At 68.3% G+C, this 22,812-nt stretch carries 18 protein-coding genes, 1 tRNA gene and 1 other RNA gene; 11 read left to right on the forward strand and 9 right to left on the reverse strand.

What is annotated here, in order from left to right:
* Positions 1 to 123: 123 nt before the first annotated feature.
* Positions 124 to 3,054: a DNA polymerase III subunit gamma and tau gene (locus AB0H49_RS28315; RefSeq protein WP_357255787.1), complete on the reverse strand. Its 2,931-nt coding sequence runs from the start codon at positions 3,052 to 3,054 to the stop codon at positions 124 to 126.
* Positions 3,055 to 3,545: 491 nt separating this feature from the next.
* Here AB0H49_RS28315 and AB0H49_RS28320 point away from each other — a divergent pair, with 491 nt between their 5' ends.
* From AB0H49_RS28320 to AB0H49_RS28335, 4 genes are all read left to right on the forward strand, one after another.
* The gene (locus AB0H49_RS28320) at positions 3,546 to 4,370 is read left to right on the forward strand and encodes a hypothetical protein (protein ID WP_354998046.1); all 825 of its coding nucleotides are present in this window, start codon (positions 3,546 to 3,548) and stop codon (positions 4,368 to 4,370) included.
* Positions 4,371 to 4,490: 120 nt separating this feature from the next.
* Positions 4,491 to 6,740, forward strand: coding sequence for an MMPL family transporter (locus AB0H49_RS28325; RefSeq protein WP_357255789.1), 2,250 nt, complete (start codon positions 4,491 to 4,493; stop codon positions 6,738 to 6,740).
* Positions 6,737 to 7,426, forward strand: a complete 690-nt coding sequence (locus AB0H49_RS28330; protein WP_354998048.1) for a TetR/AcrR family transcriptional regulator — start codon at positions 6,737 to 6,739, stop codon at positions 7,424 to 7,426. Before AB0H49_RS28325 ends, AB0H49_RS28330 begins: the two co-directional genes overlap by 4 nt.
* Before the next feature lie 51 nt (positions 7,427 to 7,477).
* On the forward strand, positions 7,478 to 8,779 hold the full coding sequence (locus tag AB0H49_RS28335) for an ammonium transporter (protein ID WP_354998049.1): 1,302 nt from the start codon (positions 7,478 to 7,480) through the stop codon (positions 8,777 to 8,779).
* Between the two features lie 140 nt (positions 8,780 to 8,919).
* Here the strand turns inward: AB0H49_RS28335 and AB0H49_RS28340 are convergent, their stop codons facing one another.
* Entirely contained in the window at positions 8,920 to 10,107 is a 1,188-nt protein-coding gene (locus tag AB0H49_RS28340) for a neutral zinc metallopeptidase (protein ID WP_357255792.1), read from the reverse strand.
* A gap of 1 nt (position 10,108) precedes the next feature.
* Positions 10,109 to 11,029, reverse strand: a complete 921-nt coding sequence (locus AB0H49_RS28345) for a neutral zinc metallopeptidase (protein WP_354998051.1) — start codon at positions 11,027 to 11,029, stop codon at positions 10,109 to 10,111.
* Positions 11,030 to 11,370: 341 nt separating this feature from the next.
* Between AB0H49_RS28345 and AB0H49_RS28350 the strand changes: the two genes are divergently transcribed.
* Positions 11,371 to 12,996 carry a DUF2207 domain-containing protein gene (locus AB0H49_RS28350; protein WP_357255794.1) on the forward strand — a complete coding sequence of 542 codons (1,626 nt, stop codon included), beginning with the start codon at positions 11,371 to 11,373 and terminating at the stop codon, positions 12,994 to 12,996.
* A gap of 185 nt (positions 12,997 to 13,181) precedes the next feature.
* On the opposite strand, the gene AB0H49_RS28355 is transcribed toward AB0H49_RS28350, so the two are convergent.
* The 3 genes from AB0H49_RS28355 to AB0H49_RS28365 form a co-directional block, all read right to left on the reverse strand.
* Entirely contained in the window at positions 13,182 to 14,450 is a 1,269-nt protein-coding gene (locus AB0H49_RS28355; protein WP_354998053.1) for an ROK family protein, read from the reverse strand.
* A gap of 370 nt (positions 14,451 to 14,820) precedes the next feature.
* Complete coding sequence (locus AB0H49_RS28360) at positions 14,821 to 15,537, reverse strand: hypothetical protein (RefSeq protein ID WP_357255796.1); 717 nt, start codon at positions 15,535 to 15,537, stop codon at positions 14,821 to 14,823.
* Between the two features lie 118 nt (positions 15,538 to 15,655).
* On the reverse strand, positions 15,656 to 16,240 hold the full coding sequence (locus AB0H49_RS28365) for an HhH-GPD-type base excision DNA repair protein (RefSeq protein WP_354998055.1): 585 nt from the start codon (positions 16,238 to 16,240) through the stop codon (positions 15,656 to 15,658).
* Between the two features lie 138 nt (positions 16,241 to 16,378).
* Between AB0H49_RS28365 and AB0H49_RS28370 the strand changes: the two genes are divergently transcribed.
* A complete protein-coding gene (locus AB0H49_RS28370; protein WP_357255798.1) occupies positions 16,379 to 17,185 on the forward strand; it encodes a methyltransferase domain-containing protein in 807 nt (268 codons plus the stop codon).
* A gap of 103 nt (positions 17,186 to 17,288) precedes the next feature.
* On the opposite strand, the gene AB0H49_RS28375 is transcribed toward AB0H49_RS28370, so the two are convergent.
* The gene (locus AB0H49_RS28375; RefSeq protein ID WP_354998056.1) at positions 17,289 to 18,578 is read right to left on the reverse strand and encodes an aminotransferase class I/II-fold pyridoxal phosphate-dependent enzyme; all 1,290 of its coding nucleotides are present in this window, start codon (positions 18,576 to 18,578) and stop codon (positions 17,289 to 17,291) included.
* Between the two features lie 222 nt (positions 18,579 to 18,800).
* Positions 18,801 to 18,895: signal recognition particle sRNA small type (ffs, locus tag AB0H49_RS28380), an RNA gene on the reverse strand.
* 173 nt (positions 18,896 to 19,068) lie between these two features.
* Here ffs and AB0H49_RS28385 point away from each other — a divergent pair.
* A tRNA-Ser gene (locus tag AB0H49_RS28385) sits at positions 19,069 to 19,156 on the forward strand.
* Between the two features lie 367 nt (positions 19,157 to 19,523).
* Here the strand turns inward: AB0H49_RS28385 and AB0H49_RS28390 are convergent.
* Positions 19,524 to 19,952, reverse strand: coding sequence for a hypothetical protein (locus tag AB0H49_RS28390; protein ID WP_357255800.1), 429 nt, complete (start codon positions 19,950 to 19,952; stop codon positions 19,524 to 19,526).
* Positions 19,953 to 20,015: 63 nt separating this feature from the next.
* On the opposite strand from AB0H49_RS28390, the gene AB0H49_RS28395 reads away from it, so the two are divergent.
* From AB0H49_RS28395 to AB0H49_RS28410, 4 genes are read left to right on the forward strand one after another with little or no spacing between them, the layout of a single operon-like run.
* Positions 20,016 to 20,327 carry a WXG100 family type VII secretion target gene (locus AB0H49_RS28395; protein WP_357255802.1) on the forward strand — a complete coding sequence of 104 codons (312 nt, stop codon included), beginning with the start codon at positions 20,016 to 20,018 and terminating at the stop codon, positions 20,325 to 20,327.
* Complete coding sequence (locus AB0H49_RS28400) at positions 20,324 to 20,611, forward strand: WXG100 family type VII secretion target (RefSeq protein WP_357255804.1); 288 nt, start codon at positions 20,324 to 20,326, stop codon at positions 20,609 to 20,611. Before AB0H49_RS28395 ends, AB0H49_RS28400 begins: the two co-directional genes overlap by 4 nt.
* Positions 20,612 to 20,626: 15 nt before the next feature.
* The gene (locus tag AB0H49_RS28405) at positions 20,627 to 21,973 is read left to right on the forward strand and encodes a putative toxin (protein ID WP_357255806.1); all 1,347 of its coding nucleotides are present in this window, start codon (positions 20,627 to 20,629) and stop codon (positions 21,971 to 21,973) included.
* Complete coding sequence (locus tag AB0H49_RS28410) at positions 21,963 to 22,676, forward strand: HEAT repeat domain-containing protein (protein WP_357255808.1); 714 nt, start codon at positions 21,963 to 21,965, stop codon at positions 22,674 to 22,676. The genes AB0H49_RS28405 and AB0H49_RS28410 overlap by 11 nt, the downstream gene beginning before the upstream one ends.
* The last annotated feature ends 136 nt before the right edge of the window (positions 22,677 to 22,812 follow it).

Here is a 22,812-nt window from a genome sequence, read left to right on the forward strand (position 1 = left end):
CCGGACACGCCCGTACGCCTGGGCATACCATAGAACGCCGCCACACCGGAGCTCACGGCCACCCGTTCATACTACCGTCGTGTGCGAACTCCGGTTAACTTAACGTGCTCGAGGCGGTGGTTGTCAACCATCCAGCCGTGTGGCACCCAGCTCACTCCTGAGCAATTCCAGGGCGACCTCGTCGGGGTCGTGGCGAGCCTCCGGAGCCACCGGTTCGGCGGCCTGGGCCAGCATTTCCTGCTCCTCTTCCGGAGTCGACGGGCCGGGCACTCCGCCCGAGCCGTAACCCGTGCCGCCGGAGGTCGATTCGTAGTCGCCGGGATCCGGCGGCGGGTAGTCGCCGGGACCGGGATCGTCCGGTAGGTCGGGGTAGTCGGGCGGCGGGATGTCGTCGTCGCCGGACCGCGGTGCCGCGGCGGGCCGCTGCTGCCGGGCGGGCGTGTCACCCGCGGCGTTCGCCCTGGTCTGGCTGGGTCGGGAGAACCGAGGCAGGCCGCCCTCACCGCGTCCCGCCGGATTGCCCGAACCGCGTCCGGCCGCCTGCCCGCCTCCCCGTGCGCGACCCGCCTGCTGCGCAGCGGCACGCGGCGCCGCGCCGCCCGCCTCCCACCGGATCTCGTGGTCGCCGCCGAGCACGGCGCGCACCGCCGACCGCACGGCCTCGACATTGCGCGGATCCGACAGTCGCTGCGCCAGCGGCGCGTGCTGATGGGCGAACACGATGACCGCGCCGTCGACCCGCGCCACCGAGGCACCGGACAGCAACGCCTGCACCGTCGGCCCGAACTCCCGAACCTTGGCCCGGATCTCCGTCCACGCCCCTTCCACGGCCCGCAGCAGCTCGTCCCCCTGCGCGCCCGCGGGCTCGTCCGGCAACGCCGCGACCATCGATTCGGCGCTCGCGGTGGTGCGCGCACCCGCCGCGTCGTCGGCGCGACGGCCCGCCACCGATTCCCCGGTCACTTGACCATAATCGGACGTAGCATCCGTAATCGCTTGCGGCGCTTCATATCCCGCGCGATCGGCGGGACCCGTCGCGGCACCACGCGGAGTCGCGGGCCGGTCGGCCGAACGGCTCGCCTCGGCCGCGGCGTCACCGGGCGCGACCGCGGCGCCCGCATGGTTCGCGGACCGCCCGGTCGGCGCCTCCGCGTAGCCCTCGGCATCCCGAGGAGCGGCGGGCCGCCCCGACCGAGGCTCCGCGCCGCCCGGCCTGGGATGACCCGCGGTTCGGCCGTCGGCGGGGCCATCACTCGGCGCAGGCTGGCGTGTTGGTGCGTCGTCGGCCTCGACGACCCGAAAAACCGACTGGGCTGCCTGGGCATCGGCGTCGCCCGGGATGGTGCTGGGCGCGACCGAAGCGCCTACGTCGCCGCGCACACGCGGCCCGGATTCGGCGAAAGCACCGGCAGCGGCGGCGTCCGCACCGACGACGTCCCGTTGAGCGAGGGGCGCATCCGCCGAGCCCTCGGCTTGCCCGGCCGGGCGATCGTCGGACCGCCGCGCCGGACGATCCGCATCGCTGAGCCCGGACCGATCCACCGCCGCGCCGCGCTCCTCGACCGGTCCGCCGCCTGAGGTGGGCGCATTCGTGTAGCCCTCGACGGGTACGGAACCGCCGGGGTGTCCTGACCGAGCACCGGCATCGTCATCGGCCGAGCCCGGCGCGGAGTGAACCGTCGTCTGCTGGGCGATGGGCGCACTCACGCCACTTTCGCCGCCGCCCGGTCCGGAGTCAGCTCCGCGCGTCTTGTTCTCGCGCAGCGCGGCGAGCGCCTCCGCACCACGACGACGCGGGGGTTCGCCCGGTGCGCGGGCAGGCGCGGGAGCGGAAACGGGCCCTGCGTCGGCGGCGGAGGCAGCGGTCGAGGCAGCGGGCGGGAGTGGCGCGACGACTCCGCCCGCGAAACCGCGCTCGAGTCGTTCCAGGCGCTGGAGGGTGGCGGATTCGGTGTCGGAGACCGAGGGCAGCAGCATGCGGGCGCAGACGACCTCGAGCAGCAGCCGCGGCGCTGTCGCTCCGCGCATCTCGCCGAGGCCCTCGTGCAGCAGTTCGGCGTAGCGGGTGAGGGTGCCGGGGCCGATGCGCTTGGCTTGGTCGCGCATGCGGTCGAGCACGTCGCCGGGGCCGGAGACCAGGCCGCGGTCGGCGGCGTCGGGGACCGCGCGCAACAGGATCAGGTCACGGAAGCGCTCGAGCAGGTCGACGGCGAAACGGCGCGGATCGTGCCCGGCCTCCATGACGCTGTCCACGGTGCCGAACAGCGCGGCGCCATCGCCCGCGGCGAGCGCCTCCACCGCGTCATCGATGAGCGCGACATCGGTGACGCCGAGCAGCGCGACCGCGCGGTTGTAGGTGACGCCCTCCGGCCCGGCGCCAGCGAGCAGCTGGTCGAGCACGCTGAGGCTGTCGCGCGGTGAGCCGCCGCCCGCGCGAATCACCAACGGGTACACCGCTTCCTCGACCGGAACGTCTTCCTGCTCGCAGATCCTGCCGAGCAGGCCGCGCATCGTCGCGGGCGGCAGCAGCCGGAACGGGTAGTGGTGGGTGCGCGAGCGAATGGTCGGCAGCACCTTGTCGGGCTCGGTGGTGGCGAAGATGAAGATCAGGTGGGCGGGCGGCTCCTCGACGATCTTGAGCAGCGCGTTGAAGCCCGCGGTGGTGACCATGTGCGCCTCGTCGACGATGAAGACGCGGTACCGGGATTCGGCCGGTGCGTAGAAGGCGCGGTCGCGCAGCTCGCGGGTGTCGTCGACGCCGCCGTGGCTCGCGGCGTCGAGTTCGATGACATCGAGATTGCCGGGCCCGCCCGGTCCGAGCGCGACGCAGGACGGGCAGACGCCGCACGGCCGCGAGGTCGGACCCTCCACGCAGTTCAGCGAGCGCGCCAGGATGCGCGCCGACGAGGTCTTGCCACAGCCCCGGGGACCGGAGAACAGATAGGCATGACTGATCCGTCCGGTGTCGAGCGCGATGCTCAGCGGGTCGGTGACGTGCTCCTGACCCACCACCTCAGCGAACGTTGCCGGTCGGTACTTCCGGTACAGAGCCACGGCCAGAGGTTACCGGCGACCACCGACAAAGCGGGCGGCGACCGGGGGGTCACGACCGACAGCCCGCCACGGACCTTCGCACCCGCACGCGCAGTGTCGCAAAACCCGGCAAATTGTGAGATGGATCACAGAATTCTCCGGGACTTCTTCCGCCGCTTCGTTCCTCTCACGAATTAGCAACTCGACAGCAATCTTGAAACCGCAGACCGTCCACCGAGGTACGTAACCGTCCGTTCAACTTCCAGCCAGCGGAAATACATACTCACGCCCCGGTTTATCGAAATTTTACGGAGGTAACGAATAAGTCAACCCGGGTGACAGTTACCCCCGGCGCTGGCTACGGTGGCTATTGGCAACTTCGGTAGCCAAACCTTCATCAGGTTGGTGACCCCGGCCGGTCCCTCATCCCGACCGGGGCACAACCTGGCAATCTCCCGGCCCCAGGGCGACATCGCCGAACTCCCACCGCGTATATCGGAGGAACGTTCCCCGTGCCGTCGTGTGACGACATCGCCGCCGCCTGGCTCTCGAATACCGACTTCGCGGACGATCGAGCCGCCGTCGGACTGCTCAGCCGTGCGATCAGCCCCCAGGATTTCGCGCTCAAACGCGATTCGCTGCCGGTGGCGGCTGCCGCCGATCCGTGCACCGCCTCGGCCATCCTGGAACTGCTCGAACGCGGCCAAGTGCCGACCATGGCCGCGATCCGCACCCTCACCGCGCAGAACGAGATGCGCCGCGAGGCCGAACGCATCGAGCGACTCGGCCGCCGCGCCCAGCGCAGCATCGACGACTTCGGTCGCGTGCTCGCCCGCCTCGCGCACGAGCACTGGACGACGCACGGCACCGGCCCGACCCGCCGCGACATCCTTTCCTCGGAGCCGGTGACGACGCTGATCAGGGAGCGCATCGGCGTGATCGCGCCCAACGCGGTCAAACATCTGTGGCTGATCGAACGCGCCCAGCGCGCCGGCTGGATCGCGTCCAACGCGAATCCGCAATCCCTCTGCGCGGCAAGGCGTTTCCACGCGGCCAAGTACGGCAACCGGGTCTCGCTACGGCCGGTCAACGCGATCGGGACGCTGGTCACCGGATATCTCGCCGAGCATCTCGACGAGCACGGCCGCCCGCCGCGCTGGTCCAACCTCGCGCGCGACCTGCGCGACGATCGCGGGCGGCGCGTCTTCCACGACACCGCCGACGCGCGGGCGCAGGAACTGTGGCTCACCACCGCCGAATGGGTCGCCGTCGAGGACGATCTGCCACTCCCCGGCCGCCGCGGCAGGCGTGCGTTGACCCGCAAGAACCGCGGCTGACAGGCGATTCCCAGCACGCTGGCGAATTGCCACGCGGCGTCGATTCACCGTCTCGGCCCCTCGACATCCGTGAGTTAACAGCGTTACGCTAACCCCGTTAACTCACGGAGGGGAGCCTCGATGCTCTATCGGATCGCACGACTGACCACGCGATACCCGCGTGCCATCCTGATCACCGCGCTGGCGCTGGTGATCGGCTGCGGTCTGTTCGGCGCCACCGCCGCCGCGCACCTGAAGTCCGGCGGATTCACCTCCGACGACGCCGAATCCTCGCAGGTCGCCAAGATGCTCGAGGACAACTTCGGCGGCTCCTCCCCCAACTTCGTACTGCTGGTGAGCGCCGAGGACGGCGTCGACAGTCCAGCCGCGCGCGCCGCGGGCCTCCGGCTGGTCGATGCCCTGCGCGCGCACGAGGACGTGCGGGCCGTCCAGTCCTACTGGACCACGCCGCCGCCCTTCTCGACCGCGCTGCGCAGCACCGACAACGGATCGAGCGCACTGATCGCCGCGTTCCTCACCGGCGACGATACCGCCGTCCAGAAGACCGCGGGCGACCTGACCGAGCAGCTCACCGGCACCGCCGACGGCATCACGGTGCGCCAGGGCGGCATCGCCGCGATCTATCACGATGTCAACGAGCAGACGACCCGTGACCTGGCCGTCGCCGAGGGCATCGCGATACCGCTGTCGATGATCGTGCTCGTTCTGGTGTTCGGCAGCCTGGTCGCGGCGTCCCTTCCGCTGGCCGTCGGCCTGTTCGCGATCGCCGCCACCCTCGCCATCCTGCGGCTGTTCACCCTGGTCACCGACGTGTCCATCTACGCGCTGAACATGACGACCGCGCTCGGGCTCGCGCTGGCGATCGACTACAGCCTGTTCATCGTGAGCCGGTACCGCGAGGAACTGGGCAACGGCCTCGACCCGACGGCGGCGACCATCCGCGCCGTGCAGACCGCGGGACGTACAGTGCTGTTCTCCGCGCTCACCGTCGCGCTGTCGCTGGCCGCGCTGAGCGTGTTCAACCTGTACTTCCTGAAATCCTTCGCCTACGCGGGCGTCGCGGTGGTCGTGACCGCTGCGGCGGCCGCGATCGCGATCCTGCCCGCCGCGCTCGTGCTGCTCGGAGACCGGGTCAACGCGCTCGACCTGCGCGTCCCGCTGCGGCGGCTGTTGCGCCGACCGGCGCCCGCGGGCCCGGTGCCGCCGGAGCAGTCCGGCTGGTACCGGCTGGTCACGGTGGTGATGCGGTACGCGATGCCGGTGGCCGTGGTGATCATCGCGCTGCTGCTCTTCCTCGGCGCGCCGTTCCTCTCGGTGAAGTTCGGCTACCCCGACGACCGGGTGCTGCCCACGTCCTCGACCAGCAGGCAGGTGGGCGACGAGCTGCGCGCGCACTTCCCGCAGGCCGACCCCGGTGCGAGCACCACGATCGTGCTGGACGGCTACACCGGCGACGCCGCGGCGGTGGGCGCCTACGCCGCGCGACTGTCCGAGCTTCCGGACGTGCCCGCCGTGCTGTCCAGCGCGGGCACCTTCGCCAACGGAGCGCGGGTCGGTATCGCGCCGCCCGGCATGGCCAACGACACGGGCACCTACCTCACCGTCGTCAGCTACGTCGATCCCTTCTCGCCGGACGGCGAACGTCAGCTGGACGCGGTCAAGGCGGTGCCCGCGCCCGCGCCCGCGCTGTACGGCGGGGCGGCGGCGGTCAACGCGGATTCGCTTGCCGCGCTGGGCGACCAGCTGCCCTTGGCGGCCGCGCTCATCGTGCTGGCGACCTTCGTCGTGTTGTTCCTGTTCACCGGCAGCGTCGTGCTGCCGATCAAGGCCTTGGCACTCAACACCTTGTCGCTCGCGGCGGCCTTCGGCGCGATGGTGTGGGTGTTCCAGGAGGGGCACCTGTCGAACCTGCTCGGCTTCACCGCGGTGGGCTACATGGTGCCGACCATGCCGATCCTGATGTTCTGCTTGGCCTTCGGCTTGTCCATGGACTACGAGGTGTTCCTGCTCTCGCGGATCCGCGAGGAGTGGCTGCGCACGCACGACAACGACCGCGCGGTCGCCATCGGCGTCGCTCGCACCGGACGGATCTTCACAGCCGCGGCGGTGCTGATGGCTATCGTGTTGGGCGCGATGGTTACCTCGAACGTCTCGTTCATGCAGCTGATGGGTCTCGGCCTGACCTTGACCGTGCTGGTCGACGCGACGATCATCCGCGCCCTGCTCGCGCCCGCCCTGATGCGCCTGCTCGGCTCGGCCAACTGGTGGGCGCCGAAGCCGCTCGCCAGGCTGCACGACCGGATCGGCCTCACCGAGGACGTCGACCACCGCACCAGCGCACGGGAACCGGAGCACGCAGGACGTTCATGACCCTTCACCGCCGACCTCGATCACCGCGCGGTTCCGGCGCCCAGTTGCGTACCGAGATCCTCACCGCCACAGTGGAATTGCTCGCACGCACCGGCCGGGCCGACGCGGTGTCGATCCGCGAGGTGAGCAAGCTGGTCGGCGTCAGCGCGCCGTCGATCTACCGGCACTTCGCCGACAAGGACGCGCTGATCGAGGCGGCGGTGGCCAAGGCCTTCGAGGATCTGGCCGAGGCTCTGCGCGCGGCCACCGACCCCACCGTGTCGCCGATGAACCGGCTGCGCGACCAGGGCCTGGCCTACGTGCGCTTCGCGCTGGAGCACCCGGAGCAGTACCGGGTGGCGACCGGGCCCACCGAGAGCGGCAGCGCAGTGGACCAGGTGCTCACCAGCGGCGCGTTCCAGCATTTCGCGACGACCGTGCGCGACTGCATGGCGGAGGGCTCGATCGCCCCCGGCGATCCGCTGCCGATCGTGCTGGACATGTGGACCGTCGCGCACGGCCTCGCCTCGCTGCTGATCGCCAAACCTCATCTGCCGTGGGGCGATCACGAGCAGCTCGCCGATCGCATCATGAGCGCGGCCTGCCTCGGGCACACGGTGCTGAACATGATCGGCGGCACGCCGAGCCCGGACGAGATCGATACCTGGCTGGACCAAAACCTCCCACAGTGGCGGAAGACATCGTGAGCGTTCGGTAACTTCTTCGCGACGCACGCCCGCGTAGAAGGAGTTACCGCCATGCCACCCACCATCGACCCCGCGGCCACCGCCTGGCTGCTCGGCAGCACCGCGCTGGTGCTGCTGATGACGCCGGGACTGGCCATTTTCTACGGTGGCATGGTGCGCTCCACCGGCGTGCTCAACATGCTGATGATGAGCTTCATCGCCATCCCGCTCGTCACGGTGACCTGGCTGTTGTTCGGCTACAGCCTGGCCTTCGGTCCCGACGCGGGCGGCGGGCTGATCGGCACCCTCGACCACGTCGGCCTGGCGGGCATCGACCCGACCACGGTGCGCGGCACGGTGCCGGAACTGCTCTACGCCACCTTCCAGCTCACCTTCGCCATCCTGACCGCGGCGCTGGTCAGCGGCGCCATCGCCGACCGGGCCAAGTTCTCCGGATGGATGGCCTTCGTGCCACTGTGGACGCTCGCGGTCTACGTGCCGATCGCGCACTGGGTGTGGGGGCCGGACGGCTGGCTGGCGAAGTTCGGCGCGCTGGACTACGCGGGCGGCTTGGTTGTCGAGATCGCCTCCGGCGCCTCCGCGCTGGCGCTCGCGCTGGTGCTCGGGCCGCGCATCGGCTTCAAGGTCGACGCCATGCGCCCGCACAACCTCCCGTTCGTGCTGCTCGGCGCGGGTTTGCTGTGGTTCGGCTGGTTCGGCTTCAACGCGGGTTCGGCGCTGAACGCCAACGGCCTGGCCGCGGCGGTGTTCCTGAACACTCTGGTCGCGGGTTGCCTCGGCATGCTCGGCTGGCTCGCGGTGGAGCGGGTGCGCGACGGGCATCCGACCACGTTCGGCGCCGCCTCCGGCGTCGTCGCCGGTCTGGTCGCGATCACCCCGTCCTGCGGATACGTCGACACGCTCGGCGCGGTCGTCGTCGGACTCGCGGCGGGCACGATCTGCTCCTTCGCGGTCGGCTGGAAGTTCAAGGCCAATTACGACGACTCGCTCGACGTGGTCGGCGTGCACTTCGTCGGCGGCGTGGTCGGCACCGTGCTGATCGGCCTGCTCGCCAGCCAGGTGATGACCGGCGGCGTGGAAGGTCTGCTGTACGGCGGCGGGCTCACCCAGCTCGGCAAGCAGCTGCTCGGCGCGATCGTCGTCGCGGCCTACGCCTTCGGCGTCTCGTTCGCGCTCGGCAAGGGCATCGACAAGGTCATCGGCTTCCGGGTCAGCAAGGAGGACGAGACCTCGGGCATCGACTTCGCGCTGCACGCGGAGACCGCGTACGCCGAAGGGGTGCACGGGCATTCGCCGCGCGGGCACTTCGGTATCGGCGGCGGGCACACGCCGCACGATCGGGACGAGAGCTAGGCCGACGACCGGATGTCGCCGTCACCCACGCGGACCGACCGAATGCCCCCCGCGGTCGATCCTCGCGCACGGGCGCGAAGGCGATAGTCGGTCTGTCTCGAGGACGTCCCGGGGCGAAAGACGGCTACCAGCACGGCGGCTCAGGACACCGCGTCGGCCGAGGCCGCCCAGGCATTGCACTTCTGGACTCGGTTGTTCCGGTAGCCGTACTCGTACCAGAGACCGTAGTTCTGCTTCGATCCGTGGTCGCGGGCGTCACCGGGATCGTCACCGCGTTTGTAGTTGTCCCGCACTGCGTACTCGGCCTGGGTTCCGGTGACCGAGCCGACGTAGGCGGACGAGCCGATGAACATTCCGCCGAAGCACTGCGCGCCCAGCTCCAGGCGACGCGACAACTCCAGACCCCGTGCGCTGCGCGGCCCAGCGTTGTACCGCTCCTCGTGCGTGCGCTTCGAAATACCGGTGATCGCCTCCACGTGGTGACCGTATTCGTGCGCGAACACCATCAGGTAGATGATCCAGTTGTCCCCGTACACGTTGGTCTGGATCTTGTCCAGCGGCATGTAGATGGTGTTGTTCATCGAGCAGTAGAACGCCGCGTAGTCGCCGCCCGAGCTGGTGCACGGCGAGACCGCGTCGACGCCACGCGCGGGGACGCTGATGTTCGGCGGCGAGAACGGCAGATTCTCGTAATCGAGCAGGTCTTTCCACATCTGCCCGAGGCACGTCGAGGCGGACTGGTAGAACGCCTGGGCCGCCGCCACATTCGGGGCCCAGCGGGAGAACGTGCAGTGGATGTTGTTCAGTCCCGTGTCCGCGTGAGCGAACAGCGGATGGTCACCGAGCTTCGCGACCGGTTGCGGCCCCGCGGGTCTGGTCGGCGTCGCGGAAGTGGTGCGGACCGAACTGCTCGCCCTGGTGGTCGGGCGTGCCGCCGACGTGGTCGTGGCCGCCGCGGAGGTGGACGGAATGGTCGGGGTATAGGTGTAGCTGGGCGTGTACGCCGTTGTCCTGCGGTCGTTCTCGCTCTCGCTGCTCGCCACCGCGATCGCCGCGGCGACCAGTGAGCCGACCATCAGGAAGATGCCGAGCACCCCCAGCACCGCACCGAATCCACCGCCCCCGCGTCGCGGCGGCGGGTAGGGACGCCCGTATCCCGGCGGGCCGTACGGCGGAACGGCATAGCCGGGCGGGCCGTAGGGCGCCGGAGCGTGCCCGGGGTACGGGTAGCCCGGCGGCGGATATCCCGGCGGCGGCGCGTACCCGGGTGGGCCGTACGGCGGCGGGTAGTGCGGCTGGTGGCCGTAACCATATGGGGGCGTGGTCATCTCAGCTCACCCGGTTGGCGGGCGCGGTGAAGGTGTTGCACTGGTTGGTGCGGTTCTTGTCGACGCCCTCTTCGAACCAGTCACCGCTGTTCGCCGAGGATCCGTGGTCGCGCGCGTCGGTCGGGCCGTCGCCGCGGCCCTGCGCGTCGCGCTTGGCGACGCCGATCTGCGCGGAGGTGAGCGCGCCGCCGTCCTCGGAGGAGCCGAGGTACATGCCGTTGAAGCACTGCGCCTGCAACTCGATTCGCCGCGAGAGCTCCAGTCCGCGCTGGCTGCGCGTGCCCGCGTCCACCCGCTCGCTGTTGGCTTTGCGCAGGATGCCGGACACGGCCTGCACGTGGTGGCCGTACTCGTGCGCGAACACCGACAGGTAGACCACCCAGTTGTCCTTGAACAGATCGGTCTGCAACTGACTGATCGGCATGTAGATGGTCTTGTTCGCCGGGCAGTAGAACGCGGCGAAGTTGGTGGTGGTGCCGGTGCACGGCGTGGAGATACCCGCGGTGGACGCGCTGACGTTCAGCGTCGGCGGCGTGAACGGCAGATTCGCCTTCTGCAACACCGGTTTCCACGCCGCTTCCAGGCAGCCCGCCGCGGTCTCGAAGAACTTGCGCGCGGTCTCGACCTGCGTGCTCCACGGGGAGTAATCGCAGTCGGCCGGGATCAGCGTCGCGTTCGGATCGGTGAGCAGCGGGTTGTTTCCCGTCTCCGCGGGGCCCTGGGAGCCGTCCGGGGTGTAGGTGAAGCTGGGCGAGGGTCCGGAGGCGCGGTCGTTGCGGTCGCTGCGAATCGCGGTGCGCACCAACGCGCCCGCCACCAGGAACACCACCACGAGCAGCAGCGAGACGATCCTGCTTCCGCCGCCCTTGCGCGGCGGCCGCGGCGGACGTCCCGGCGGGCCGTACGGCATCGGGGGCGGCATCGGCGGGCGATATCCGGGCGGCTGGCCGTAGCCGTGTGGCTGTCCGTAGCCGGGCGGCGCCGAATAGCCAGGTGGCGGACCATATCCCGGGCGCTGACCGTACCCGGGCGGCGGGCCGTAACCGGGCGGGGGCGGCGAGTAACCGGGCGGGGGCGGCGAGTAACCGGGCGGCGGGCCATAACCCGGACGCGGCCCGTAGCCGGGCGGCGGAACCTGGTGTCCACCAGGTGGAACCGGTCCATATCCGTACGGTGGTTGGGTCACTCCCCCGTACCCCCTCGCCTCAGATGATCGTCGACAGCCGCTGACGAAGAATAGCAACCTGTCTAGAGTAGGCACCCATGCTGACATTTCGGGGGGCCGCCGCGGGCGCGCTGATTCTCGCCGCCGCGGGATTGGTGGCGACCGCGCCGGGTGCCCAGAGCGAACCGACGCCCGAGGGCGTGACCATCGTCGCGGATCTGAAACTCAGCCGCGAGGGCGTACTCGAGGTCGACGAGACGGTGACCGTGCCGCCCGGCGAATCGTTCAAGATGTCACTGCCACTTCGCCTTCAGTTGAAGGACGACGTGGAACGGCGGTTCGAGGTCACGGGTATCGACGCGCAGGGCGCGGGCACCGCGACGGTCGCCAACGATCAGTTCACCATCGACGCCAAGCCCGGCGAGTCCAGCTACAAGTACTCGATCCACAACACCGTCAGTGACGCGCCCGGCACCCAGGTCTTCCACTGGCTCGGCGTGATGAACACCGACATCGCGTCCATCAGCGCCTCCCTGATCAGCCCGAGCTACGAAATGGCCATCGTGGACTGCAAACTCGGGCCGCCCGGCAACACCAGGCCGTGCGCCGATGTGCGCATCGAGGCCGACGGCGTGCTCTGGCTGGAGCAGACCGACCTGAACAAGGGCGACGCGATCGACCTGACCCTGCAACTGCCGCCCGGCACCGTCCCCGCGAACGCCGACATCGAGGACAAAAGCGCGCCAGGTCCGTTCTCGGTGACCGGTCCGGTGCTCGCCGCCTTCGGCGTGCTGCTGCTCGCGCTGGCCGGTCTGGCGGCGTTCGTACTGCGCGCCCGTCGCGAGAACGCCGCGGCGGGAAGCGGTTCCGAAACCGTCGACCCGCTGCTGCGCGATGGCAACCAGGTGCAATTCACCTCACCGGAGGGCATCCTGCCCGGTGAGGCGGGCGTGCTGCTCGACGAGCACGCCGACGCGATCGATATCGCCGCCACCGTCGTGGATCTCGCGGTGCGGCGCTACATCTGGATCACGCCCATCGGCGAAAAGGACTGGCGCATCACCAGGGTGAACGCCGCCGACGACCAGCTGCGCGATTACGAGAAGGCGGTGTACGCGGCGCTGCTGCCGGAGGGCGCCGACGCGGTCACCGTCGCCGAATTGCGCGCTCCCGGGCGGGCGCAGGCCGAGCCGATCCGCAAGGCCATGATCGACGACGCGGTGCGCCGCGGCGCCTTCGCCGACCGGTCCCGCATCGGGCTTCCGGTCTGGGTCGGCGGTGCGTTGATCGTCGCGGGCATCGCCGCCACGGTCGGATTGGCCGTCACCTCGGGCTCCGCGCTGGTCGGCGTCGCGATCCTGCTCGCGGGCGTGGCGACCGTGCTGATGCCGAAGTACCTACCGGTGCGCACCCAGGACGGTCGCAGGTTGGCCGGCCAGGTGCGCGCCCTGCAACGCGGTCTGGACGCCACTCGGCGCGAACAGATTCCGCCGACCGACCAGGAGACGGTGTTCTCCCGCGCGCTGCCGTTCACCGTGGTCGGCGGCCGCGCCGACAACTGGATTCGCGCGTTCCGCGACCTCAATCCCGCCGCCGACGCACAACCCGGGCTCTACTGGTTCGGCAGCTTCGAACGCGACCAGAACCTGCACCGGTTCGCCGCCCACTTCCCGTTCTTCATCACGGCGCTCGAGGGACTGTTCACCGGATCGCCGGCCCGCTGACGCACGCCGAAGGCCGGGTTCTCCGAAGAGGACCCGGCCTTCGGCGTTTTCGACGCAATGCCACCGGCGAACCGGGCGTTGGTGTCGGTCGACGAACGCGAACCGCTGTCGGTCGTCGATCGCCAATGGCGCTGATCGGCGAACGCGAACCGCTGCCAATCAGCGACGGCGAACGCGATCCGCTGTCAGTCGGCGAACGCGGTCCGTCGCATGGCGGCGAGCGGGTCGGCGTAGAGCGTGCTGAGCGAGGTCACCACGGCGGCGAATTCCTGGACCTTGCCGCCGAATCCGCTGATGCGGATGTCGGTGGGCGGGAGGGTGGAACTCCGCCGGAACGCCTCGGCGACGTGCGCGATGCCGGGACGGTAGCCGGTGAACGCCTGCCCGCCCAGGATGACGCGGTCCGGGTTGAGCATGTCCCGCACCAGCGCGACGGTGCTGCCGAGCATGGCGGCCCGCTCCGCGAGCAGCTCGCGCGCCGGGACCGAACCGCCCGCGGCCGCTCGGTACAGGTCCGCGATGGTCGAGCCCGCGGTTCCGTTGTACGCCGGGATGATTCCGCGCCCGACCGCCCGCGCGTGCAGGGCACGGTCACCGACGGTGACCTCCAAGCAGCCGCGCCTTCCGCAGGTGCACTCGACGTCGGAGCCGGTGGGCAGGTGCGCGATCGAACCCGGGCCGTTGCTCGGGGTGTGCACGCGGCCGTCGAGAGTGACCGCGATGCCAGCGGTTTCGCGCACGTAGAAGAACAGGCTGCTGCCGCGCTGCTGACCCTCGCGCGGTTCCGGGGTCGGCAACAGCAGTTCCGAGCCCGCCATCGCCTCGACGTGCGGCGCCACCGAGACCGGCAGCTCGAGCACGTCGCCGAGCACCGCGCCGACCTGGGCGCCCTTCCATTCCAGTTTGGGGTGGTCGACCACGCCGGTCAGCGGGTCGACGCGGCCACCGATCGCGACGCCGGCCCACAGCGGTTTTCGCCGATGCCAGCGCTGCAGAAAGGCTTTCGCGCTGCGCGCGACGGTCGTGGTCGCGAATTCCTGGCCGGTCTGCGGGGTGGCGATCGCCAGACCGCCGAGGATCCGGCCACGCAGGTCGGCGGCGACGATCTTGGTCGCGGCGGCGCCGATGTGCACGCCGAGGGTCAGATAGGTGTCGTGATCGACCTCGAACGGCACCCGGGGACGGCCGACCGCACCCGAGGTGGTCAGGTCCGGACGCTCACGCAGCAGTCCGGCGTTCAGCAGCGCCGACACCTGACGGTTGACCGTCGCGATGCTCGAACCCGTTGCGCGCGCGGCATTGTCGCGCGAGATGGGTCCGCCGGTCGCGGCGCGCAGCACGGCGGCCGCCGGGTTGTCGGAGATGCGGAGTTCCGGAGCGACGACGGGGCGCTGCACACGGACACGACCGGTGGCGACCCGCGAAGCGGATCGTTCCAGGGTAGGGATCGACATATGAAGAGTCCTTGCTGAAGTCCCGTCCGAGAAACGGGACGTGCCTACACGAGCGGCGACGAGGCAGCGCGCGCGCCGAAAAGGCGGCTCAGCTGCGACGACGGGAGCGACACAGCTCCCGCGTCAGCGGCAGCCGCAGGCCGAGCGCGGCGGTCACGTAGGTGACCCGCAAGGCGGAGGGGCTGCTGTTGGACATGCAAAAAAAGGTAACACCGAATTCACCAGCGCACCAAGCTTCCGCGATTCTCGGTGTTCGAGGACACAGCGTTTCGCCTGGTCAGCGGCGGGCACGTCGAAGCCCCGCCCACGCGAAAGGCGTTGGGCGGGGCAATTTTCCACGGCGGTGACGACCGAGGAAGCGCGAACGGACCTACTTCGCCGGAGCCGGCGGGTTGAACGGGGCGTTGACCGTCGTGAAGTACTGGATGAGCGCCCCGATGGCGACCGGCGCCGTCACGAAGATCTGGCCAGCGATGGTGCCGAGCGCGCCGACCGCGGCCGCACCGGCGACGCAGCCGACGGCGGCGGCGGGCAGGAAGGGCCCGAACAGGCCGACGATGGTGCCGCCGACCGCCGCGCCGCCCAGGATGCCGCCGACAACGCAGCCGACCGCCGCGCCGCCGAGGCCGCCGACCAGCGTGCCGATCGTGGCGCCCATGCTGATGGTGCTGGTCAACCGGGTCCAGGCCGCGACCTCACGGTCGTACTCGGACTTCCACGGCGCCTTGTCCTCGAACGGGAGCGCGACCGGCTTGTAGGTCGCGTGGTCGAGATCGAGCTGCGGCGTCAGCGTCGCGGTGCGATCCGAGATCTGCGCCGCGATCGGGAACTCGAACTCGTCGAGCCGGAACTTCAGCGGCGTGCCCGCGACCACGGTGCCGTCCGCGGCCTTGATCTTCAGCGCGTCGTCCTCTGCGACGATCGAGCCGGCGTCGGTGCTGATGATCGCCGCGGTCTCGGTCTGCGAGGCAACGTAGTTGATGACGTCCCCGGCGGGGGTCTCCGGACCGGCGACCGCGGTTCCCGCGGTCACGCCGGTCGCCATGGTCACGAGTGCCGCGACCACGGCGAGCTTCCTGATTCTCATACGTACTGCTATCCCTCATCCGATGGAGCTGGTTCGAGGGGAAAGCATCGAGCACCGGCGCATCCGGGACGAGGGAAAAAAGCAGCGAGATTCGAATGGGCAACCGCCGAGCGAAAACCTATTTCGCCGCGGACTCCTTCGCCTCCGCCTTGATCCGCTTCTTGAACGCACGCACCTCTAGCAGGGACTGGGCGTCGGTGATGTCGGCCGCCGAGCGTCGCGAATCCTTCTCCGAATAGGCCCCGGCCGCCTTTTCCCAGCCCTTCGGGCGCACCCCGAGTTGCTTGCCGAGCAGGGCGAGGAAAATGCGCGCTTTCTGATCGCCGTAACCGGGCAGCGCCTTCAGCCTGCGCAGCACTTCCTTGCCGTCCGGATCGCCGTTCGTCCAAATCGCGGCCGTGTCGCCGTCGTAGTGTTCGACGACGTAGCGCGCCAGTTCCTGGGTGCGCCGCGCCATGGAGCGTCCGTAACGGTGGATGGCGGGCGGCGTCGCGGCCAGTTCCTCGAACGCCTCCTGATCGGCCTCGGCGATCTTGTGGATGTCGAACCCGTCCATCCGGTCGGCGATCTTCTTCGGACCGCGGAAGGCGTGTTCGAGTGGGAACTGCTGATCGAGGAGCATGCCCGTCAGCAGAGCGAACGGGTCCTCCGACAGGAGCTTGTCGGCCTCCGGTTCCTGCGCGAGACACAGTGTGACGGTCACCGTCGTTCCTTTCGGCTTGTCGGCGCGTTCCGTCCGACGATCATCTCACCCGCGTCCAACTGTGCGGTACGCCACAGCCGCGCGTAGGCTCTGGCCATGCCTCAGACGACGGCAATACCTAGGGACGGACACGCGCCCATGGACACCTATTCACTACGCCCGGATCGCTTCGACAGCGCGGGTCAGGATCAATTGGTCGACGTGCGCGACCTGCAGGCCGCGCTGCCCGGTATCCGGCGGCTGCGCACCTGGGCGCACGACGCGCTCGCGCTGCGACCCGGCGAACACGCCGTCGACGTCGGCTCCGGCACCGGCACGGAAACTCTCGCCTTCGCCGAGGCGGTCGGACCGACCGGCGAGGCGGTCGGCGTCGAGCCCGATCCGCACCTGCTCGCCTCCGCCGAGCGCCGCGCGAACCAGCTGGGCTCGCGCGCGAAATTCCACTCCGGCGACGCCTACGGCATTCCCTTCGGCGCGAACACCTTCGACGCGGTGCTGTGCGAGCGCGTCTTCCAGCACCTCACCGCCCCGGGTCGCGCGGCGAACGAGATCGCCAGGGTGCTGCGTCCCGGCGGGCGCGCGGTGGTGGTCGACGTCGACTGGGACACCGCGATCGTGCACCCCGGTGACCGGCAGGTGGTCCGAGCGGTGCTGGACACACTGGTCTCGGCGACCACGAACCCGCTCTCCGGCCGCAGGCTGCCCGGCCTGCTGACCCAGGCGGGCCTGGTCATCGACGAGATCGGCTCGCACGCGCTGGTGCAGGACCGCAGCGTGGGTCCCGGCTCGCTGGTCACCCGTATCTCGGCCATGGCGGTGGCGCGGGGCGCCATCACCGAGGCGCAGCGCGACCAGCTGCTCGCCGATCTCGAACGCGGCGCGGACAGTGGCGACATCCATCTGTCGGTGACGATGTTCGCGGTGCTGGCGCACAAGCCGCACTGAGTTCTCTCGCCAGACGTCACAGACGTTCGTTCGCCAGGGCGTCCACACACGCCGACGGCCCTCCGCACCGGGTGCGGAGGGCCGTCTTCGGTTCCGGTGGCGACTACTTGCCGAGCAGCTTCTCGGTGGCCGCCAGCAGCACGCAGGTAGCCAGGCCGTCCATCGCCTTCTCCAGTTCCGGGAGCTTCGGGAAGCTGGGGGCGATGCGGATGTTCTTGTCTTCCGGGTCGTTTCGGTAGGGGAAGGCCGAACCCGCCGCGGTCAGCGCGATGCCCGCGTCCTTGGCCAGCGCGATCACCCGCGCCGCGGTGCCCTCCAGCACGTCCAGACTGATGAAGTAGCCGCCCTTGGGCTCGGTCCAGGAGGCCACCTTCGACGCGCCGAGCCGGTCCTCCAGGATCTTCAGCACCAGAGCGAACTTCGGCTCCAGGATCTCGCGGTGCTTCTGCATGTGCGCGCGCACGCCGTCGGCGTCCTTGAAGAAGCGCAGGTGGCGCAGCTGGTTGATCTTGTCGGGGCCGATGCTCTTCTTCGCGGCGTGCGAGAGGTACCAGTCCAGGTTCGCGGTGGACGCGCCGAGGAAGCTGACGCCCGCGCCGGCGAAGGTGATCTTCGAGGTGGAGGCGAACACGATGGGCCGGTTCGGGTTTCCCGCGGCAGCGGCCATGCCGAGCACGTCGAACACGGGCGCGGCGGTGTCGGTCAGCGGGTGCACCGCGTAGGCGTTGTCCCAGAACAGGCGGAAGTCCGGCGCGGCGGCGGGCATCGAAACCAGTTCCCGCACAACGTCTTCGGAGAACACGACGCCGGTCGGGTTGGAGTAGTTCGGCACCGCCCACAGACCCTTGATCTGCGGGTCGGCGGCGAGCAGCTCGGCGATGCGGTGGGTGTCCGGGCCGTCGTGGCGCATCGGGATCGGGATCATCTCGAAGCCGAGCGCCTCGGTGATCGCGAAGTGCCGGTCGTAACCCGGTGCGGGACAGAGGAATTTCAGCGCGGGCTCGGCGGCCCAGCGGCGCTCGGAATCGTTGGTGCCGTACAGCATCGCGTAGGTGATGACGTCGTGCATCAGCTCGAGGCTCGCGTTGTTGCCCGCCAGCAGGTTGTCCACCGGGATGCCGAGCAGCTCACCGAAGATGGCGCGCAGTTCCGGGAGACCGTGCAGCCCACCGTAGTTGCGACAGTCGGTGCCCGTGCCGTCCCGGTAGTCGCCGTCACCGGGCAGCGAGAGCAGTTCCGCGGAGAGGTCGAGTTGTTCCGGCGAGGGTTTTCCGCGCGTCAGGTCCAGCGTGAGCTTCTCGGTCTCGAGCGTCGCGTAGTTCGCGGTCTGGGACTCGTGTTCGGACACGAGCTCCTCATGGCTCATCAAACCGATCTGCGTTTGCCGGGGCATCCTGAGCAGCCTTTCGAAGCAGCGAAGTGGCGTGGGGTCGATGTCCGTACCGAAGTCGTCCGACCGTCGGTGGACCGTTGACCACGTTACCCGTGTGTTGCTCGGAATTGGGCCGATACCTCCGCCTGCGCTACGGGCATCCGCGGTTCGACGACAGCCGCGTCCGCTCGGCGATCTTCCGGAACTGAGGGCAAGCGCCCGATCTTCGGCATGGGCCGGAAATATAGGGGACCCCGCGCACCCGGCAGAGCCCGTTGACCCTTGCTGCCTTCCGGCCCTGGGGGAGTTCACAGGATGCGCGCCGCGCGGGATCCGTCGGCCAGTGTAGCGGGTCCTCGCCGCCCCGTCCGCACGGGGGCGAGTCACCTCGCCCATCCCTGCCGCCCTCCCCCTTCGGAAACCGCCTCGACCAGCGCGAAGCCTTACCCCCCGCCCCGACGCCCGGCCCCAATTTGGTGTCCGACCGGGGGCAACCGGTATGCTGCTCCACGGAGGATTCGCCTAGTGGCCTATGGCGCTCGCCTGGAACGCGGGTTGGGTTAACGCCCTCAGGGGTTCAAATCCCCTATCCTCCGCCACAACGGCCCAGGTCGGACACGGTTTCCCGTTCCCGACCTGGGCCGTTCGCAGTTCCGGAACTGGACATCCACGCCGTCTGGCACTATCCGAGCGTGAGCCCACGGGCGACGACCCGATGCGACCGTCGCGGTGCAGAGCCGCCAAAAGCGTCGTTTAGCGGGAGTCCACTCATCGAGGCGCGCTGCTGAATACTCTGTCCAGCCGTGGTCACACTGCGATGCCACGGGCGTCGCCTGGTTCTTTCCGCTATCGCGGCGATTAGCGCGGGCGCTTGCGGGGCCGCGTTACTCGGCCGATTTGAACACGATCTTGGACGGCGTCCGAATCATCCCCAGGAATCCGCTCTCGAAGTCCGGGCCGTAAGATTCAGCGCCAGAGTCTGCGTGTGCCGACTGCGGCATCAGCGGCATTGAGATCGATCTGGACCTGCTCCGCAGTCGCGCTGTAGGGCACGAGCACATCTATCGCCAGACCTGAGCTGTGTTCGAGCACCGCCTTGATGGCAGCGCCGGCGAATGGCACGGAGACAGTGACATCGAACACAGTCGCCCGCGCGCGCAGCTCCGCGCGGTCAGTGCCCACCTGCAAAGCCGCAGTGAGTGTCTGTTCGTCGGCGCTGCCGGGTCGATGCTCGGACATCCGGATGCCTTTTCGCCCGGACCGATCTATGACCAGCATGAATGGTGTGAACGAGTCGGCGTTGCCGAGAGCACGCGCCACCGCATTCACACCATCGCGCAGCAGGGAATCGAAGTCGTCCTGCACATCCTGCGGGGTTGCGGCTCTCCAGTCCAACGGGCGTTCCAACCTTGTTCGGAGGGTAGACTTTTCACATCTTGTGAAGAATATGGGGGCAGCGTGAGTCTACAAGTCGACCCCACGGCTCTGCACCAGGGCGCAACCGAACTGCGGCAGTACCAAGGGCTGTTGTACGGAGTTCTGTCGACTATCCGCGCTGAGCATGCCCGGCTCGAGGAGGTGTGGTCGGGTCCCGCAGCTGATCACATAAGCGCGGTCTGGAACGAACTTCATCCTCGGATCGGTACACAGATCGATAAGCTGGGGCAGCATGCGACGAGTCTGACATCGGTGGCCCAACAAGTCATCGACAAGGACCAGCAGTTCAGCGCCTCCATCACCGCGAAGACATCCAGTCTCGACTTGCCGTGACCCCCCGCCGCTATGACCTCGACGCAATGCAAGCGTTCATCACATTGCTCGACGAGAAGATCACTGCACTAGGCGAATACAACGACAGCGTCAAACGGTCCACCGAGGCCGTGTTGGCGCAGTTCGCGGGCAATGCCGCCGACGCCTACTACGACAGCCACGAAAATTGGCAAAAGGATGCGGCCAGACTTGTCGACGAGATACGGGCGCTGCGTGAACACATTTCGGTAGCGCACCGCAACTATCTCGAAGCCGAGCGGGCCAATCGGGAAATGCGCACATGACCAGAAAGCCACCTGATGACGACCGTTGACCCGAAGATCTACTATGCGGTCGCTAAAAAGCTCTTCAAGGCGAGTCTCAATTTGGAAGAAGACCTCAAAGGTCTCGACAAGCAGCTCGATGTCACCCGCTCGGCCGGCCTGTATCCATATGGCGGCCCACAGTGGGGGCGAAGTTTCGATCAGTCGGCTTCGGATGCCTTCGAAGCGGGATCGAACGCAGCGATGGCTTCCCGTGAGCTCGGAAAACAAATCCACATCGCCGGTCAGAACCTTGATGGCGCGGAGAATGATTCACATCCCGGCCCGCACGAACCCATTCCGAATCCGCCGCAGGGAACAACCCTGGCAGCGAGCCTGCATCCCACCAAGATGTCCGTGGGTGCCACGGAGGGCAACCCTGAGCGCTGGTCGCTGGTCGAAGAGTACGTGACCAGAAAATGGGCCGACTGCGATGAGGCCCGCATTGCCGCCGCCGGCGTGAATCTCTCGAACTACGGCGCGAAGGTGTCGGACTTCGCCAACACGCTATATCTGGACATCAAAGCTGCCTTTCCAGAGGAAGCCCGCGACGAGGACCCGGTGCTGGCTGGGTATATAGGCGATACCGCCGAGGTGTGTAGAGCCATAGCAGCTTCGGCTGATGCGGCCAATTACCTTGGCATCGCCTGCAAACACGTTTCCGAGACCGCCAAGCTCGCAAAGGAAGACTGCCGGACGTCGCTGAACCTTTTGGCCGGAATCGTCGCTTCGTATGAGGCCGACAAGGTCGCTGCCCTTGTTCTGCCGAACGGGCGAGCGTTGAGGGCGAAGCTCGATAATCTCATCAAGTCGAACAAGATCACGTATGCCGCAGCCATTTCCGGACGCTTGGGCGACATCGAAACCAAGGTCGCCGACGCGGTGAGGTCGAACAACGCGATCTACAGCCTCGTGTCCGATGAGACCAAGGGGCTGGCGGCGATACTCGGCCGGACGCCGCGCAGTACAAGGCACGTGGGCAACCGCGATGTTCGACAGAACAATGAAGCCGGCCGTGAAGGGGAACGTCGCGCTGGTGTCGACCCCGATGCGCCCAAGCGGCAGGTCATCGTCATCGACCGCGATGGCAATCCAAACATTGCGATCCCAGACCACATCGATGATGCGAATCGCCAAGTCACAGAGGTCAAGAACACCAACGAGATCGGGCCGTATAAAGAACAGATCCTCATCGAGGAGCAGTGGGCGCGCGATAACGGGTACACCCTTACCTTGGTGGTCGATCACCGAACACAGATCAACGATCCCGATATCCAAGGCATGATCGATACAGGCCAGATCACGTTGATCCGGAAAGAATTGGACGACAACAATGACCCATGAGTACGCACCCATCGAATACGCGCGGATGCCCTACGGCAGCGAAAGCGGCGGCTCCGAGTGGATGAACGATCTCCCCGCCGCGTACGTCCATGGGCAACAAGGATTCGACCGACGGATCATGGAAGAGCTCGCCTCCGTCGGCGTGCCCTGCTACACCCTCGATGACCTGTCCAACGGACCTCGGACCATTCCCCAAGGCATTCCGATCTTCATCGATTGGCTCGCCAACCTCGAAACCAAGATTCCCGGCCCCGAAACCGAGCATAGGTCCGCTATTCGGTCCGGGCTCATCCGTAACCTCATCGACCCAGCCGCACGCGGCAACCAGCAAGCGATTGATCTGCTCATCGCGCAAGTCCAGCGCAGGCCGCCGCTGCCAACTCGGATGCAGGACTGGGCATGTCTCGGCCTTCGGACGATCGCCACCGCAAAGAACTTCGACCAGATCGCTGGACTGCTCGCCGAGCTTCCCGAGGGAAGCTCGATGATCCCGCTTGTCGAGTACCTCGGCAAGGTCAAGACACCGTCGGCCCGAGCGCTGGCAGTGCAATATCTCGGCGGTGTGGCGCGGGGCTCCGCGATCAAAGCTTTGGTGCAGATGAAGGCTACCGGCGTCCGCCACCTGATCGAGCCGCTGCTCAACGACCCGCATCCGCCTGTGCGCAAACAAGCACAGCGTGCCCTGGAGAAGTTGCCCGCATGAGCGAACCCACGCCCATCCGCGCACAGCACGGTACAGACCGAATGTCGGCCGTGCGAGCGACGCGAGCCCGGATCTGACACCTCGCCCGTGCCCGAGCCCGCGATTCCGTGCGGGCGGCTGCCTGACAACACCGTCC

The organism is Nocardia sp. NPDC050713 (genome assembly GCF_040654315.1).
Classification (GTDB): Bacteria; Actinomycetota; Actinomycetes; order Mycobacteriales; family Mycobacteriaceae; genus Nocardia.

Coding starts and splice junctions, on each gene's coding strand:
- AB0H49_RS28325 (WP_357255789.1), top strand. CDS start 4,491: ATGCTCTATCGGATCGCACGACTGACCACGCGATACCCGCGTGCCATC.
- AB0H49_RS28330 (WP_354998048.1), top strand. CDS start 6,737: ATGACCCTTCACCGCCGACCTCGATCACCGCGCGGTTCCGGCGCCCAG.
- AB0H49_RS28335 (WP_354998049.1), top strand. CDS start 7,478: ATGCCACCCACCATCGACCCCGCGGCCACCGCCTGGCTGCTCGGCAGC.
- AB0H49_RS28340 (WP_357255792.1), bottom strand. CDS start 10,107: ATGACCACGCCCCCATATGGTTACGGCCACCAGCCGCACTACCCGCCG.
- AB0H49_RS28345 (WP_354998051.1), bottom strand. CDS start 11,029: ATGCCGCCCCCGATGCCGTACGGCCCGCCGGGACGTCCGCCGCGGCCG.
- AB0H49_RS28350 (WP_357255794.1), top strand. CDS start 11,371: ATGCTGACATTTCGGGGGGCCGCCGCGGGCGCGCTGATTCTCGCCGCC.
- AB0H49_RS28355 (WP_354998053.1), bottom strand. CDS start 14,450: ATGTCGATCCCTACCCTGGAACGATCCGCTTCGCGGGTCGCCACCGGT.
- AB0H49_RS28360 (WP_357255796.1), bottom strand. CDS start 15,537: ATGAGAATCAGGAAGCTCGCCGTGGTCGCGGCACTCGTGACCATGGCG.
- AB0H49_RS28370 (WP_357255798.1), top strand. CDS start 16,379: ATGGACACCTATTCACTACGCCCGGATCGCTTCGACAGCGCGGGTCAG.
- AB0H49_RS28375 (WP_354998056.1), bottom strand. CDS start 18,578: ATGCCCCGGCAAACGCAGATCGGTTTGATGAGCCATGAGGAGCTCGTG.
- AB0H49_RS28405 (WP_357255806.1), top strand. CDS start 20,627: ATGACGACCGTTGACCCGAAGATCTACTATGCGGTCGCTAAAAAGCTC.
- AB0H49_RS28410 (WP_357255808.1), top strand. CDS start 21,963: ATGACCCATGAGTACGCACCCATCGAATACGCGCGGATGCCCTACGGC.